This window comes from Microbacterium sp. ZW3a, assembly GCF_057167165.1.
Window position 1 is genome coordinate 2,626,781 of the sequence record NZ_CM169903.1, and the last position, 13,643, is coordinate 2,640,423.

Annotated in this window: 14 protein-coding genes and 1 tRNA gene; 11 read left to right on the forward strand and 4 right to left on the reverse strand. The window is 70.3% G+C overall.

Going from position 1 to position 13,643, the window contains the following annotated elements; genetic code table 11:
- The first annotated feature begins 191 nt into the window (after window positions 1-191).
- Window positions 192-623, forward strand: a complete 432-nt coding sequence (locus ACU6WY_RS12370; protein WP_483819939.1) for a MarR family winged helix-turn-helix transcriptional regulator — start codon at window positions 192-194, stop codon at window positions 621-623.
- A 135-nt stretch (window positions 624-758) separates the two neighbouring features.
- Here ACU6WY_RS12370 and ACU6WY_RS12375 read toward each other — a convergent pair whose 3' ends face one another.
- On the reverse strand, window positions 759-2,255 hold the full coding sequence (locus tag ACU6WY_RS12375) for an L-serine ammonia-lyase, iron-sulfur-dependent, subunit alpha (RefSeq protein ID WP_483819940.1): 1,497 nt from the start codon (window positions 2,253-2,255) through the stop codon (window positions 759-761).
- Between the two features lie 146 nt (window positions 2,256-2,401).
- Between ACU6WY_RS12375 and ACU6WY_RS12380 the strand changes: the two genes are divergently transcribed.
- A tRNA-Arg gene (locus ACU6WY_RS12380) sits at window positions 2,402-2,474 on the forward strand.
- Between the two features lie 143 nt (window positions 2,475-2,617).
- Here ACU6WY_RS12380 and ACU6WY_RS12385 read toward each other — a convergent pair.
- Complete coding sequence (locus tag ACU6WY_RS12385; RefSeq protein ID WP_483819941.1) at window positions 2,618-5,053, reverse strand: LuxR C-terminal-related transcriptional regulator; 2,436 nt, start codon at window positions 5,051-5,053, stop codon at window positions 2,618-2,620.
- Window positions 5,054-5,420: 367 nt separating this feature from the next.
- On the opposite strand from ACU6WY_RS12385, the gene ACU6WY_RS12390 reads away from it, so the two are divergent.
- From ACU6WY_RS12390 to ACU6WY_RS12410, 5 genes are all read left to right on the forward strand, one after another.
- Window positions 5,421-6,110 carry a SipW-dependent-type signal peptide-containing protein gene (locus ACU6WY_RS12390; protein WP_483819942.1) on the forward strand — a complete coding sequence of 230 codons (690 nt, stop codon included), beginning with the start codon at window positions 5,421-5,423 and terminating at the stop codon, window positions 6,108-6,110.
- Window positions 6,107-6,748, forward strand: coding sequence for a S24/S26 family peptidase (locus tag ACU6WY_RS12395; RefSeq protein ID WP_483819943.1), 642 nt, complete (start codon window positions 6,107-6,109; stop codon window positions 6,746-6,748). The genes ACU6WY_RS12390 and ACU6WY_RS12395 overlap by 4 nt, the downstream gene beginning before the upstream one ends.
- 11 nt (window positions 6,749-6,759) lie before the next feature.
- Window positions 6,760-7,488, forward strand: coding sequence for a hypothetical protein (locus ACU6WY_RS12400; RefSeq protein ID WP_483819944.1), 729 nt, complete (start codon window positions 6,760-6,762; stop codon window positions 7,486-7,488).
- A complete protein-coding gene (locus ACU6WY_RS12405) occupies window positions 7,485-9,224 on the forward strand; it encodes a choice-of-anchor G family protein (protein ID WP_483819945.1) in 1,740 nt (579 codons plus the stop codon). Before ACU6WY_RS12400 ends, ACU6WY_RS12405 begins: the two co-directional genes overlap by 4 nt.
- A gap of 173 nt (window positions 9,225-9,397) precedes the next feature.
- Window positions 9,398-9,529: a hypothetical protein gene (locus tag ACU6WY_RS12410; protein ID WP_483819946.1), complete on the forward strand. Its 132-nt coding sequence runs from the start codon at window positions 9,398-9,400 to the stop codon at window positions 9,527-9,529.
- A gap of 39 nt (window positions 9,530-9,568) precedes the next feature.
- Here ACU6WY_RS12410 and ACU6WY_RS12415 read toward each other — a convergent pair whose 3' ends face one another.
- Both ACU6WY_RS12415 and ACU6WY_RS12420 read right to left on the reverse strand, forming a co-directional pair.
- Window positions 9,569-10,189, reverse strand: coding sequence for an asparagine synthase (locus tag ACU6WY_RS12415; protein WP_483819947.1), 621 nt, complete (start codon window positions 10,187-10,189; stop codon window positions 9,569-9,571).
- A gap of 50 nt (window positions 10,190-10,239) precedes the next feature.
- Window positions 10,240-10,668 (reverse strand): YdeI/OmpD-associated family protein, encoded by a 429-nt coding sequence (locus ACU6WY_RS12420; protein ID WP_483819948.1) that lies wholly within the window; start codon window positions 10,666-10,668, stop codon window positions 10,240-10,242.
- A gap of 281 nt (window positions 10,669-10,949) precedes the next feature.
- Between ACU6WY_RS12420 and ACU6WY_RS12425 the strand changes: the two genes are divergently transcribed.
- The 4 genes from ACU6WY_RS12425 to ACU6WY_RS12440 all read left to right on the forward strand — a co-directional run bounded on the left by ACU6WY_RS12425 (window position 10,950) and on the right by ACU6WY_RS12440 (window position 13,534).
- Window positions 10,950-11,360, forward strand: coding sequence for a DUF4383 domain-containing protein (locus ACU6WY_RS12425; protein WP_483819949.1), 411 nt, complete (start codon window positions 10,950-10,952; stop codon window positions 11,358-11,360).
- Window positions 11,361-11,362: 2 nt separating this feature from the next.
- Window positions 11,363-11,896, forward strand: coding sequence for a hypothetical protein (locus tag ACU6WY_RS12430; protein ID WP_483819950.1), 534 nt, complete (start codon window positions 11,363-11,365; stop codon window positions 11,894-11,896).
- A gap of 39 nt (window positions 11,897-11,935) precedes the next feature.
- On the forward strand, window positions 11,936-12,844 hold the full coding sequence (locus ACU6WY_RS12435; RefSeq protein ID WP_483819951.1) for an oxygenase MpaB family protein: 909 nt from the start codon (window positions 11,936-11,938) through the stop codon (window positions 12,842-12,844).
- A gap of 132 nt (window positions 12,845-12,976) precedes the next feature.
- Complete coding sequence (locus ACU6WY_RS12440; protein ID WP_483819952.1) at window positions 12,977-13,534, forward strand: DnaJ family domain-containing protein; 558 nt, start codon at window positions 12,977-12,979, stop codon at window positions 13,532-13,534.
- Window positions 13,535-13,643 lie beyond the last annotated feature (109 nt).

The following is a 13,643-nucleotide window of genomic DNA, read 5'->3' on the forward strand; positions in this document are numbered from 1 at the left end:
CAAACGGGGACGCGGAGAACGCACGACAGAACCACCTTCGATCGGGGGGATGCCCCGACGCTAGAAGCCCGGGTGACGCGAACAGTGAACCGAATCGACCCGTCAGGTGACCGGCTGGTGACGTAGCCCGCAACCCGCGTGTGCTACACGCGCGGGTGCTCGCGACCGTCGGACGGCTCTACGCTGAAGTCATGACCGATCGCCGTCTCGCCGTCCAGGCCTGGGAGAGCCTGTTCCGCGCGCAGCACGAGGTTTTCGAAGAACTGCGGGCCGACTTCGACGGCGCCGATCTGTCGCAGGCCGAATACGACGTGCTCCTTTCCGTTACCCGCGGCCGCGGCATGACCGCGCGCCTGCGCGACGTCACCGCGAACATGCTGATCAGTCAGCCGAGCGTCTCGCGCTTGGTCGAGCGCATGGTCGCGCGGGGGCTCCTCACCAAGTGCGCCGACCCCGATGATGGCCGCGGCTCCCTGGTGACGGCGACCGAGCAGGGCGCGGTGGCGTTCCGCCGCATCGCCTCCACGCACGCCACCTCGATCGCCGACCGCATGGCGCGCCTCGACGACGCCGAGCTGGCGCAGCTGCGCACCCTGACCGCAAAGCTCCGCGGCACGCGCTGACCCGTTCGGCACGGGCGCGGCTTGCTGTCGAGCGCACACGTTCGGGTCGAGCGCACACGTTCGGGTCGGCCGGAGCGTGTGCGCTCGGCCCGAACGTGTGCTTTCGGCGCAGCGGGGGCGCGGGGCGGCGCGGGGTCAGCACTCGATGACGTTGACCGCGAGGCCGCCCTCGCTGGTCTCCTTGTACTTCGTCGACATGTCGATGCCGGTCTGCCGCATCGTTTCGACGACGGCGTCGAGCGAGACGTAGTGGGTCCCGTCGCCGCGGAGGGCCAGGCGAGCCGCGGTGACCGCGGTCGCGGCCGCGATCGCGTTCCGCTCGATGCACGGGATCTGCACGAGCCCCCCGACCGGGTCGCACGTGAGTCCGAGGTGGTGCTCCATCGCGATCTCGGCGGCGTTCTCGATCTGGCGGTTCGTCCCGCCCATGACGGCCGTGAGCCCGCCCGCGGCCATGGCGCACGCGGAGCCCACCTCGGCTTGGCATCCGCCCTCGGCCCCGGAGATCGACGCGTTCGCCTTGAAGAGCGACCCCAGCGCCGCCGCGGTCAGCAGGAACCGACGAATGCCACGACGCCGGTTGGCCTCGGCGATGTCATCGTCATCACCTTCCGTGACCTCCCCCGGCGTGGTGGCCTGGCCGCGGAATCCGAGCAGGGCACTGCCGACGAGCTCGCCGTGCGGCGTCACGGCGTTGCCGACGCCGAGTCCGGAGTCGGCGAGGAACCGCCACCAGTACATCGCCACGGCGGGGAGGATCCCGGCCGCCCCGTTCGTGGGAGCCGTGACCACGCGCCCGCCGGCGGCGTTCTCTTCGTTGACGGCGAGAGCGAAGGCCCCCAGCCACTCCCCCGGGAGCTCCCGATGCCCCTCGGCCTCGATCGCCTCGAGCTGGGCGCGAATCACCGAGGCCCGGCGCTTGACCTTCAGGATGCCGGGCAGCACGCCGTCGTGGTGGAGTCCGGCATCCACGCACGCCGCCATGGCATCCCAGATGCGATCCAGCCCCGCGGCGATCTCGACGTCGGAACGCAGGGCCTGCTCGTTGAGCCGCGCGGCCTCGGCGATGGTGATGCCGCGCTCGTCGCACAGCTCCAGCAGCGTGGCCGCATCGGTGTACGACAGGGGGAACGGAGTCGCCGCCACGCGCGGTTCCTGGCCCTCGCGGCGGATGAAGCCGCCACCGACCGAGTAGTAGGTCTCGTCGGCGAGAATCGCCCCGTCGGCGTCGCGCGCGAACAGCGTCATCGCGTTGGGGTGCCCGGGTAGCCGGGTACGCGGGGCGAACACGACGTCGCTCTTCGAGAACGGGACACCCTGGGTCCCGGCGAGCGCGAGCGTCTGCCCGTCGGGCCAGGCAGACCACGCCGCGCGCACGGCATCCGGATCGACGGTCTCGGGATCGAGGCCCTGGAGGCCGGCGACGATCGCGTCGGGGGTGCCGTGGCCGATCCCGGTCGCTCCCAGGGAGCCGTACAACGCACACGAAATGGATGCCACTCGCGCCAACGCCCCCGTGGAGCGCAGTCGTTCGGCGAAGTCTGCCGCGGCCCGCAGGGGGCCGACGGTGTGGGAGCTCGAGGGTCCTACTCCGATGGAGAACAGCTCGAACGCCGAGACGTAGGCGCTCATGGATCCAGCGTACGTCGCCGGTTCGTCACCCGCCGGACATGCGCTCGCCACGCCCGGGATACGTGCACGCCCATGCCGATTAGACCTCGGGGCGGGTCCCGGCTATACTGGACCACGGCCTGCGCGCCGTTTCGCGCGGAGGCCCTGCGCCCGTAGCTCAATGGATAGAGCATCTGACTACGGATCAGAAGGTTAGGGGTTCGAGTCCCTTCGGGCGCACACTGTGTTGAGACAGTAAGAGGCCCGGTCCGGAGAAATCCAGGACCGGGCCTTGTCTCATTTCCCGGGTGAGTTGCGCGCCGACAGGGACTTCATCTCTGCGAGTGATGCGGAGCGCGATCCCTCGGCGCGGTCTCGGGGGGTCAGGCTCCGACCGCGCTCCCGGAAGAGTGTTCCCCGAGGTCGCGCCGGGAACTCGCGCCGACCTTTCCCCGTGCTTGGTAGATGTGCGACTCCACCGTTCGCACGGAGATGAAGAGATGGTCAGCAATCTCCCGGTTCGACATTCCGGCGGCGATGAGGCCTGCGATCTCGCACTCACGACGGGTGAGGGAAGGCGATGTGTCGACCGCGCCCAGGCGTCGTAGCGCGGCGGCCTCGACCGTCGAAACGGACGGGCTTGTGGCAATCAGCGTGCGGAGGAAAGCGACGCGCAGTTGTGCATGACGCTGGTCTCGAAACGATCGGGGCGGAGGATGCGACATCAACTCCTCCAGCCGGGCTCGCCCGTCGAAGAGCAGGCCTCTGATCTCGAGAAGCGAGTCCTCTCCGACTACACCAAGTGCCACCGCGCGGTACAGATCGCGAGCCCGCCGCATCGGCGCGTGCCGCGCGCTCGATAACGCGAGTGCTTCGCGCACGGCACCCGCGGCCTCGTCGTACCGTTGGTCCAGAGCATCGATCACCGATCGCGTTGCGGCACAGGCGTGTCGCAACGCCAGAGGCCCCTCCGCCCAGACCATCTCGACGCGCACCGAGATGTCGCGTGCATTCTGCACGCGACCGTTTCTCGCCAGGAATTGCGCGATCCACAACTTCACGTTGGCGACCGCCACGTCTTGCCTCAACGGCAGGTAGCGCGTGCGCGCGACATCGAGGCTCTTCACGGCCGCATCACTGTCTCCGGTGACGGCAGCGGAGAGCGCCATCGCGAGACCGGCGATACCCAGGACCCGGGCGTCCCCCTCGCGAGCAGCCCGTCGTCTCTCTCGCACGATGCGTTCATGGACCGCGGGGGCGTCCTCGCCCAGCACGAGATGCGTGACGAGCTGCACGATGAGAACCCACAGTCGCTCTGCGGTTGCCAGCCCCGGCATCCCCCCATCGAGCACATATTCGTCCACGCGCGCGAGGAGTCGCTCCGCGCCCTCGGCATCCCCGAGCTCCGCTCGCGCGTAGGCCTCGGTCAGCCACGCACACACTCGCCAGCGCCCCGTTGTCGCCCCGGCCGCGTCTTGCGCGGCATCTCGTGCTTCGCGCCACTCGAGCGAGAAACGGAGTGCGTCGATCATCGCGAACACCGGGCGGTGATCTTCGCTCGCGCAAGACCCTCGCTCCAGAGCCGAGCGCAACTCCTGTGCACTCGACGCGAAGCCGCGCACTCCCCATGCCGCGCTGAGCTCTAGCGCTCGAGCGCAGTCGTCCTCCCCCGAGATGACAGCGGGTACGAGCGACTCCGCGCCGGACTCTCCCGCCGACACCCTCGCATGCGCGAGCTCCAGCTGGAGCCCCGCGTCGTCCGCGCCACCGCTGATCCCCATCGCGGCATACGCTTCAGCGGAGGCATAACGACCGTGGTCGTTGTGCCATCGCGCAGCATCCCGGAGAGCTCGTCGACCCACCTCGGCCGATACGGGCGCGGCAAGAGGCCTCCCGCCCAAGAGCACATCGGCCAACGCGGTGGCGATCGGGGGACTCCACCATCGGCCCCCGCCCTCGAGCATGCGCGAGATCGACGAATCAACGAGTGCGTGGACACGCTGCGCGCCCAGGACACGCGCGGCCCCCTGCGCGAGGAGGGGATTCGCCCACAGCGCGCCCGCATCAGACTCGTCCCGGTGGAGATAGCCGCCCGCTCGCAGGGCATCGACCTCGTGCGCGGGGCGAATGCGTGCGGCGTGCGACGACGCCAGTCCGGGGAACCGGTGGAGGGCGACCAGAGTCGAGAGATGTTCGTCGCTGAGCGCCCCGAGATGCGACTGCACGGTGTCCGCGAGCCGCGTCCACACCGGCACCTCCCGGATCGCAGAGAGAGGATCGCGTCCGTCCCGCTCCGCGTCGAGCGCGATGTCTGCCAGCTCCCGCAACAGGGCACGAGACCCGTTTGCCAGCCAGACGATCACGTCCACCGTCACGTCGTCGAGGGCCCCGGCTCCACGTGCCCGGAGGAAGGACAGGGCTTCCGCCTCACCAAGGGGTTCGAGATCGATCCGCTGAGCGAATCCCCGCGTCCCGAGGTCGAGAAGCGCGGCGGTCACCGGATCAGCCGGCGCGTCGGCGACGGTCGGAGCCTGCACCGTGAAGCACACGGCCACCCCCTGTCGGCACACCGCCTCGATCAGCACAGAGGCGCTCTCGCGATCAAGATCGTGCGCGTCGTCCACGAGCAGGATGGTTCCCGGCGCGGGGGGCGCGTGTGCCCCCACGAGCGCCGTCTGCATCCGGGCCATGCCGCGAATCAGTTGTGATGGCGTCTTGCGCTGTGCGAGTGCCCGCGCAACGCGAGTGATCGTCACCGTCTTGCCCGTGCCGACGGGCCCGACGAGCAGAACGGCGGCACCGGACGCCAGCTGATCCACGATGTCGTCCGGATCAGCGGAACGGCAACTCCCCCCGGCGAAATCATCCCGGCTCGAGTACTCCGACGTCGCCCCCATCCCCACCCCCACTGTGGTTCGGCTCGCTGTGATTTCACGCTAGTCGATGGGGAAACCCCTGGCCCTTCTCCGCACGCGTACCGTCCCCGTCGTTGCGTAATCCGGTAGTGAGGGAAACTACGGGGATTTCATCCGAATTGCGGAGAACCACTTCGCGCCCTGCTGATCTTTGCGCTGGTTCACGCCAAGCACCCTGGCCTCGACGGACCTCCATCGGCAGGCTCGCCGTCGCGGGTCTCACTCGCCCGCCGAGCATGGGCAAGGCGGATCGCGGATGAAGGGGGTTCTCATGGAGCAACAGAAGCGTCGAAACGTCAGACGCCGAATCTTCGCCCTGGCGGCGGGAGGCGCGGTCCTCGGTATCGGTGTCGCGGCGACCCTTGCGGCGTGGACGGACACCGAGTGGGTCTTCGGAGGTGACGGGGCCGGCGGCCCCGGCGTGGGGACATCCACCTTTGCGATCGAACAGAACACGGATGCGCCGGACTTCGATGCCGCGGAATGGACGGACGAGCCGGACAACCCCGGCGGTCAGATGGTGTTCACCGCCGCCGGAATTCTCGGCACCGAGCTCTCCCCGGGGGCGAGCGTGTACTCCTCGGTGGCACTGCGCACCACGGCGACCTCGATCGCGGGGGCCGTCGAACTCCAGGCCGCCACGCCGGCAGCGGGAATCACGACCGCTGACTCGGGGGGCCTTCTCTTCGCAGCTCTCGACGTGCGCGTCGCCACCAGTGCGACGCCGTTCGCCTGCGATGCCACGGCATTTGCCGGCGGTACGACGATCATCGCCGACGGCGCGCTCGCGAGCACGGGAGGATCGGCCACGCAGACTCTGCTCGAAGCCTCCGGCTCCGTGCAGTACTACTGCTTCGAAGTGACGCTCCCCGACCCCGTTCCCGTGGCCGGCGGTGCTGCCCCCGCGGACTACATGGGTCGCACGGTTGCGCCGGCCTGGGAGTTCGTGGCCACCTCGTGACCGAACCGCTCACGGCATCCCGCCCGTTCGCCGCGCACGCCGCGCGATCAACCGGCCGGCACTCCGCTCGGTCATCGGATGATCAACCGGTTCCGTTGGTCGAACGCGTGCGGGATGCCGTGACCATGGTGTTCGGATGCGTCGGCATTCTCGCCGTCGCCTGGCTCGCCGCGAGCGCGATCTGGAGTCTGGGAATCATCGTCTTCGTCACAGGCTCGATGGCCCCCTCTCTTCCTCCGGGCGCCGCGGCGATCACCCAGACCGTCGACGCCGCCGACCTGGCCATTGGCGACATCGTCACCGTCCGGCGCCCGGACGCGAACGTCCAGGTGACACACCGCATCGTCGACATCGCTGTCGTCGCCGAGAACCCTCACGCGCGCAGTCTCGTTCTTCGCGGTGATGCGAACACGGACGAAGACCTCCAGCCGTACGTAGTCACCGAGGCTGCGCGCGTCATCATCGGCGCACCCGCCATCGGTGGGGCCCTCATCGGGGCGAAGACACCCGCGGTGATGCTGGGCGGAGCCGTGGTCGTCGCCCTCGTCGTGACGTGGGCGTGGTGGCCGGTGTCCGTCCGCGCAGAATCCGTCGAGGATGAACCGGACGACGAGCGAGATCTCGACGGCGGAACCTGAGCAGGAGACACATGGTGCACCCCCGACGCCCCCGGGGCCGACGCGGGAGCGCCCTGCTCGCGGCGGTCGCCTCGCTCGCCTTCCTTGGTTCGGGAAGCGTGCTCCTTTCGGACGCCGCCCTCGGCGCGCTGATCGACGTCCCTGCCACCGGGGCCGCTGGCCGGCTGATCCTCTCCGCCGACCCGTATCCGGCGGAGCTCCTCGACCTGAGCCCGGGCGAGCCCGCGTACTGGCAGATCACCGCGCGACTCGAAGACGCCACGCACGCGGAGCTCGCCCTCGAGCTCCGCAAGAGCGGGCCCCTGGCGGCATCCCCCCGCGGCTTGGTCATGCGGATGGAGGTCTGCGACTCCCCGTGGTCCGGTCTCCCCGACCGGCCCGTCTGCCCGTCTGGCGCACGCGAAATCACCGTCGCCACACCCGAGGACGACTACACCTCGTCCTCACCGACCTTCGAGCTGCGCCCCCTGACGCCCTCGGCGCGGCAGCATCTCCTGGTCACGCTGGCGGTCGAGAACTCCGCCGAGGCGGCATCGGACACAGGCCTGATGGGTGTGCGGGGCCACCTGGCGGTCGGCCTCACGGCCACCTCCATCGATGACGTTCCCGCCCACCCGCCGAGCCGTTTGGCGGCGACCGGGTCCGATCCCGGACTGCTCGTGGGGGCCGGGGTGCTCGCCGTCGGTCTGCTCGGTCTGCTCGCGGCGCTGCGCCTCGCTCGCCAGGGAGGTCGCTCATGAACCGGTGGACGCGCGCCACGATCGCGACCGCAGTCGGAGCGGTGCTCGTGATCCCTGCCGGGGTCACTGCCACAACGGCGAGCTGGGGCGACACCGAGTGGACCCACGGGGAGGCGATCGGGACGGACCTCCTCGCCTGCGACGGCGGGACGGCGCTCGCCACTCGCTCTCGCGGCACGCTTCTTGCCGGGCAGGTCTTCGGCGTCGATCTGGATGCCATCGCCGAACTCGAGGAGATGCGCCTGACGGTCGATGCCGCTGGCATCTCCACCCCGCAACCCGGTGATGCGATCGATCTCGGTTCGTCGCCCCCCACCACTACCTACGCGAACCCGCTCGACGTGACGGCGCTGGGCACCGTCGGGATGGACCTCACGGGATTCTCCGTCGCTCTTCCGGGGGCGGCGTGGGGCGCGGCGGGTCAGTGGACTCAGGGTTCGACGAACGGGCGCGCCGCGGGAGCGTCCGGCCTCATCACCGATTCCGGCGGCATCCTGGTGTCCGAGACGACACCGGGACCGCAGGTGCCCCAGCCCGCGACGATCGATCTCACCGATCTCCTCCCCGCAGTCGCGGGGTTGGACCAGGCAACTCTGGAGATCGGCGCCGTCGCTGCGAGCGTGCAACTCGACGGATGCGCGGCGCTCCAAGAGCAGATCTGGGGCATCACGCCATCGCAGGCCGTGGCGCAGCGCGACTACGGCATCGCCGGCATGGAGGTCGTCCTCGATGCGCCCGCCGTCGGAGCTCTGGCCGGGGCGGTCACCGCCGCGGTCGGAGATCTGGACACCGCCGTCGGCGCACTCGTCGGGCAGGGCGGGCTGATCGCTCAGAACCTGCGAACCACCCTCGGCCTCACGGCGCCCGGAGTCTCGATAGCGAGCATGGCGGGGAATGTCGCCATCACCGGCCTCGATCTCAGCGCAACGGTCGAGCCTCTCCTCGACGTGACGTTGCAGGGCGACGGTTTCGCGATCGATCTCGCGAACGCCCAGATCCTCGTCGATATCGAGCGCCTCACCGGGCCGTTGAACGGCGCCGGGCCGAACACCGAACTCGTGCTGAGCGCCGGGGTGATCACTGACATCGTCGCGGAGGCCGGGACGCTCCTCGACGACTGGGCCGAGGATGTCACCGGCGCACTGCGAGCAGCACTCCGCGACGCGCAGCTCGGGATCGATCTGACCACTTCCGTGGCGGCGGCCGGCTACACGTTGGCCACCGTGCGGCTCGGGGTGGACGCGACGATCGGACAGGTTCTCGATGGCGACGCCACGATCGGGGTGAGTCTCTCCAACCAGCCGACCGGCCTCATCGTCGGGACGATCAACCTCGCACTCGGTGCGCTCGGGCTCCCCACCCTGAGCTCCGTCCTCACGGCGCTCAGCGGCTCCGGAGGAGCATTGACCACCGGGCTGGCGAACCTCCTCACCACCGAGTTGATGGATCGAGTGACCTCGCTGGGCGCCACCCTTTCCGCACTCGCTGGGCCCGTCGTCGATGTTCTCGCCGGCGTGCTGAATGAACTCCCCGCCGTGCTGTCGGTGATGGTCAATGTGCAGCCAGACCAGGCGGGCGCTCCGCCGGGCATCTCGTTCGTGGCGGCGGGCCCTCGATCCACAGCCGAGTACGCTGTCACCGCGCTGCGGATCGGTCTCGCGGACGTCGCCGCACCCGATGACATCGCCCACGTTCTCTTCGCCACCGGCTCCGCGGGGCCGACCACCCTGCCCTAGAGGGTCCCTCGTTTCCGACGCCGCGCGTGCGCGCTGCCGCGTCGAAGCCTCACGCTCACCGTGGTCTCGGACTCGCGACGGCGATGGCGGCCCGCAGACGCCCTTGACCGCGGATCGTGTTCGCGCTCGTTTGCGCAACAACGACCCATTGTTTCTGCGACTAAGGAATTGATGTGAGCGTGCAGGTCGAGATCGCGGAAGGGATGCCGCATGGACACCTCAATATCCCGCCGGTGGACGCGCTGCCCGAGATCGGTCGAACACTGGACGCGATCGCGCGAGTCCTTGAGGGCACCCACCCCTAGCGAGCGAGACGGTCGAAGGCCCCGCCCTCGCGCCGGGAATCAGGCCGACGTCGGCTTCTTCTTCTTGCCGCTCGCGGCCTCGGTCGGCGCCGCATCGCCCGCGGCAGCCTCACGCTCTTTCGCCCGCTTCTTCGCCTGCGAGGCCAGCCGGGCGAGATCCACCATGCGCAGGGCGTCCATGCGGGCGCGACGCATCGTGGCGTAGTCGGGGTCGGCATCCGCCGTCATGCCCTCGACGTCGAGACGCTGGGACAGATTGGACTCGACGTCTCCCCAGGCCGCCGCGCGCGCGGCGGCGACGAGTTCTGCGACCCGCTCCGGATCCTCGGCGAGCGTGCGCAGCTCTTTGGCGACGCCGCGGGACTGACGCGCGCGGCGGCGAAGGTTACGCGTGTCGCGGTCGCGGTAGTCGTGGGTACCGGAGGAGTCGGAGAACCGCCCCCACGCGCGCTTGCGCTGCTGGGTGACCCGGTCGGCCGCTTGATCCTGTTCGTCGGCGAGCGCACGCAGCGTGTCCCGCGCGAAGTCCGCGAACACGTCACCATCGAAGTGTCCGCCGTGGCCGATCGTCTCCACGAGGATGTGATTGCGCACGGTAAGTCGCGCCGCGGCGGTCGCGATCGACAGCCCCTCGGCAATGGCATCCTTCGTCCGGCCCACGCGACCTCCCGTCCCAGGCTATCGGTCGGGCCACGGGCGCGAGCCCGCGCTCACTCGAGGGCGGCGACGATCTTCGCGATGCGGCGGGCGCGCGTCTCGGGCGCTTTCGCCTCGGTCACGCTGCCCGCGTGCGCCTTGCGGGCACTCGGGGCGAGTGCGTCGAAGGCGGCGCGGGCATCGGCTTCGGCGAGCGCCGCGGCCAGGTCGGCGGGCACCTCGACGGGGCGTTCGGCGGTGTCGAGAGTGATCTCCACCGTGATGGGTTCGCCGCCCGCGAGTCCGGTGGCCTTCCGTTTGTCCGCCGAGAAGGGAATGAGGTGCCGACCGGCCATGACGCCGAGGGTGCTGGAGTACACGTAGCCGTTGACGTCGACGGTAACGGCGGCGCGTTTACCTCCGCCCAGTTGCTCGACGACATCGGGCGGAACCTCAATGCCGGTGTTGTTGCCCGTCTGCGACAGTGTCGTCTCGAACCTCATTTTGCGAGTGTGACAGACGCGCGAATAAGCCAACAGGGCAGAAATCGCAATCCCCCACGGCCGGGTCCGCGCGGTCCGTACTGTCTGATCCGGTACGGAGGGCCTCGGAGAGTACTCGGGGGCCTTCTGTCATGTCTGGGCACCGGTTCACAGGCCAGACGAGAGCGCTCTTGTACCCGATCACCTCGGATGCCGCAAAGCCCAATCCGAATCTCTTATCGTCTCCGAAGATGAGTGGAAGGCGGCCGAGTGGTCGCTGTCAGAACTCTGGGAGGTTCATTATGAGCTCGTCACCGAATCGCATCGTCGCCACCATCTTCGGCGCTGTCTACCTGCTCGTCGGTCTGCTCGGCTTCGCCGTCACCGGCGGCGTCGGCTTCATCGCCACCGAGGGTGGACTGCTCCTCGGAATCTTCGAGGTCAACCCGCTGCACAACATCGCCCACCTCCTGATCGGTGCCGCGCTTCTCATTGCCGGTCTCGCCAACGTTCGCGCCGCCAAGGGCGTCAACATCACGGTGGGCGCCGTTTACCTGCTGCTCGGTATCGTCGGCTTCTTCCTCGTCGGCACCGCCGCGAACATCCTCGCGCTGAACGTGCCCGACCACTTCCTGCACCTCGGTAGCGCCGTGGTGCTGCTGGGTGTCGGTCTCGGCACCGAGCGCAACGTCCCCCGCACTTCGGCGGTCTGAGCGTGAACGCCGCGACCTTCGTGCGGTCGTGGCCCTCCGTGTCGGCATGGGGGGCCGGGCTCATCGTGGCCGCTCTCGGTGCCGGCGCGATCGTCGGACCCGGCTCCGGGGCCGCCTCGCGCGGCCTCGGAGCGGGACTCCTCGCTCTCGGAGTGGCCGCGCTCGTCTGGGGTGGAGCCGCCCTCGCCCTCGGGCGCCTGGTCACGCCGCGGGCCACCCTCGCCGGTGTCGTGGCCGCTCTCGTCGGCGTCACCGGGCTGATGTTCCTCTTACCCGCTCGCACCAGCGTCCTGGCCGCCGCCGCGGCCGCGGTACTGCTGGTCGTCGTGGGAGCCGCCGCCGCTGTGACCTTGCGCCGACGTGCGCGCTCCTCCGACGCCCCCGCGCGCACCCCCCAACCGATGAGTGTCGTCGGTCTGCTCGTGGCCGCGGCGGTCATCGCCGTCGTGGTCACCCCCGCCCTCGGGTCGGCGCAGAACGCCGTGCTGCTCCGCGACGACGGGACCGTCCCTGTCATCACCCACGACGGCCACTGATCCGACCCTCCCGCGCTTGCGGGATGGCACGCTGGAACGGTGACGTCCCCCCGCCCCGTTCCCCGCCACGTCGCCCGCTTGCGCGAACGCCTGCTCACGGCCCTCGCCGGTGATTCGACCGGCATGGCGCCCTACGTGCGGGCGATCGCCGAGGGCGACGACGCCGGGTACTTCGTCGAGAACGGCCCCGCGTGGACGGTGCATGCCGGGATGGGGACCCTGGTGGCCGGCATCCGGGCCCTGCTCTTGCAGGCGCTGCACCCGGGTGCCCTCGCCGGGGTGCACGACTGGTCGCGCTACCGCGAGGATCCGATCGGGCGCCTCACCGGAACCGTGCGCTGGGTCATCACGCTCACGTACGGGTCGACCACCCAAGCGGATGCCGAGACCGCCCGTGTCGGCCGGTTCCACCGCCGCGTGCAGGGCACGTACACCGCGGGCGACGGCGGGGAGCGCGGCTACACCGCTGATGACGGCGACCTCGTCCGGTGGGTGCACCTGGCCTTCACCGACGCCTTCCTCTCGAGCCATCAGGCGTACGGCGGACGCATTCCCGGCGGGCCCGACGCGTACGTCGCGGACTGGGCGACCGCCGGGCGGCTCATGCGCGTCGAGAACCCCCCGCTGACCGAAGCGGCTCTGCGCGCCGAGCTCGACGGCTTCCTCGACCGCGGCGAGCTGCGTCGCGACGAGCGGGTGGACGACGTCGTGCGGTTTCTGCGCAAGCCACCGTTCCCCGGTGTCATGGGGGTCGCCTACCGCGTGCTGTTCGCCGCGGCCGTGGCCACGATCCCGCCGCGGATGCGCCGGATGCTGGGCGTCCGCCGATCCTGGCTGCCGGTGAAGACCGCGACCCGCCTCATTCTGCGGGCGACCGAGCGGGCCCTCGGCTCGGGCCCGCGCGCGCAGGACATGGCCCGGGAGCGGTTGCGGCGGCTGGGGCTGTAGCCGCCAGCACCGCCTCGCCCGCACAACTCCTGCAGATCCGCACGCTGCAACGGCATCCCCCTCTCCCTGATACGGCCTGCCGGAGTTGTGGGCGTCTTAGCCTGGAGGAACCCGAGCACCCGCGGAGGCGGTATGAGCGACGACCCCCGGCAAGCGGCCGAGCGCTATCGCCTGGATCGACGGCTGCGCGATGCCGGCATCGACCCGGGCGAGGCCGAAACCGCGGCGCCCGAGCGCGGATCCACGGCCGCCGAGCGGGCCGCCTTCGTCGAGACGTCGATCCAGCAGGCGATCCGCCGCGGCGACTTCGACGACCTGCCCGGAGCCGGCAAACCGCTCCCCGACCTCGGCGGCGGTCACGACCCCGACTGGTGGATCCGCCGCAAGATCGAGACCGAGAAGCTCACCGGCCTCGGTCCACCCGCGCTGACCCTGCGGGTCGAGCATGCCGAACTCGCCGAGCGCATGGATGCCATCTCCCTCGAGGCCGACGTGCGCGCAACGCTCGAGGACTTCAACCGCCGCGTGATCGAGGCGCGGAGGCAACTGCTCGGCGGTCCGCCCGTGGTGACGCCGACGGTCGACGTCGACGCCGAGGTCGCCGCGTGGACCGAGCGGCGTCGCCGCCGCGTCGCCGCGGTACCGCCCGCGACCGCGCCGCGCCGACGGCGCTGGTTCCGCTCACGCTGACGCCGCCTGCGCCGGGCGCCCGGCCCGGGGCGCCGCGTGGGCCGGGCGCCGCGTGGGCCGGGGCGTCGTGTGGGCCGGGGCGCCGCGTGGGCCACCGAAAGCACACGAT